Below are 934 nucleotides of genomic sequence, written 5' to 3' on the forward strand. Positions count from 1 at the left end.
CTATCACATCTTCGCGCTGACGGCCTGCTACCTGCTCGCGGTGCGCGCCGGCGGCTGCAATCTCCTGATCCCCAACCCGCGCGACATCGCGGGCTTCGTCAAGGAGCTGGCGAAGTACCAGGTCAACAGCTTCCCAGCCGTCAACACCCTCTACAACGGCCTGATGCACCATCCCGACTTCAAGAAGCTCGACTTCTCCAAGCTGAAGATCTCCAACGGCGGCGGCATGGCCGTGCAGCGGCCCGTGGCCGAGCAGTGGAAGGCGGTGACCGGCTGCTTCATCGCCGAAGGCTATGGCCTGTCGGAGACCTCGCCGACGCTGACCTGCAATCCGGCGACCACGAACGATTTCTCCGGCTCGATCGGCATCCCCGTGCCCTCGACCTATATTTCGATCCGCGACGACGACGGCAACGAGGTGCCGCTCGGCCAGCCGGGCGAGATCTGCGCCAAGGGCCCGCAGGTGATGTCGGGTTACTGGAACAGGCCTGAGGAGACCGCCAAGGTGATGACCGCGGACGGCTATTTCCGCACCGGCGACATCGGCGTGATGGACGAGAAGGGCTACACCAAGATCGTCGACCGCAAGAAGGACATGATCCTGGTCTCCGGCTTCAACGTCTATCCGAACGAGGTCGAGGAAGTGATCGCCAGCCATCCGGGCGTGCTCGAATGCGCCGTGATCGGCATCCCCGATTCCAAGTCGGGCGAAGCGGTGAAGGCCTTCGTGGTGAAGAAGGACCAGAACCTCACCGCCGAGGCCGTGATCAAGTTCTGTCAGGAGCAGCTCACCGGCTACAAGGTGCCCAAGCACATCGAATTCCGCACCGACCTGCCGAAGACCAATGTCGGCAAGATCCTGCGCCGGCAGCTCCGCGACGAGAAGAAGGCGGAGGCGGCGTAGGGCTGCCGTTGAGCCATGACTGACGTCGGC

1 protein-coding gene is annotated in these 934 nt (G+C 63.5%); it reads left to right on the plus strand.

The window, feature by feature from the left end; all coding sequences use genetic code 11:
• Positions 1–904 (plus strand): AMP-binding protein (locus AC1D00_RS43005; protein ID WP_477014907.1); only part of this gene is annotated, 904 nt, incomplete at its 5' end.
• Positions 905–934 lie beyond the last annotated feature (30 nt).

The organism is Bradyrhizobium sp. P2_E8 (assembly GCF_056403875.1).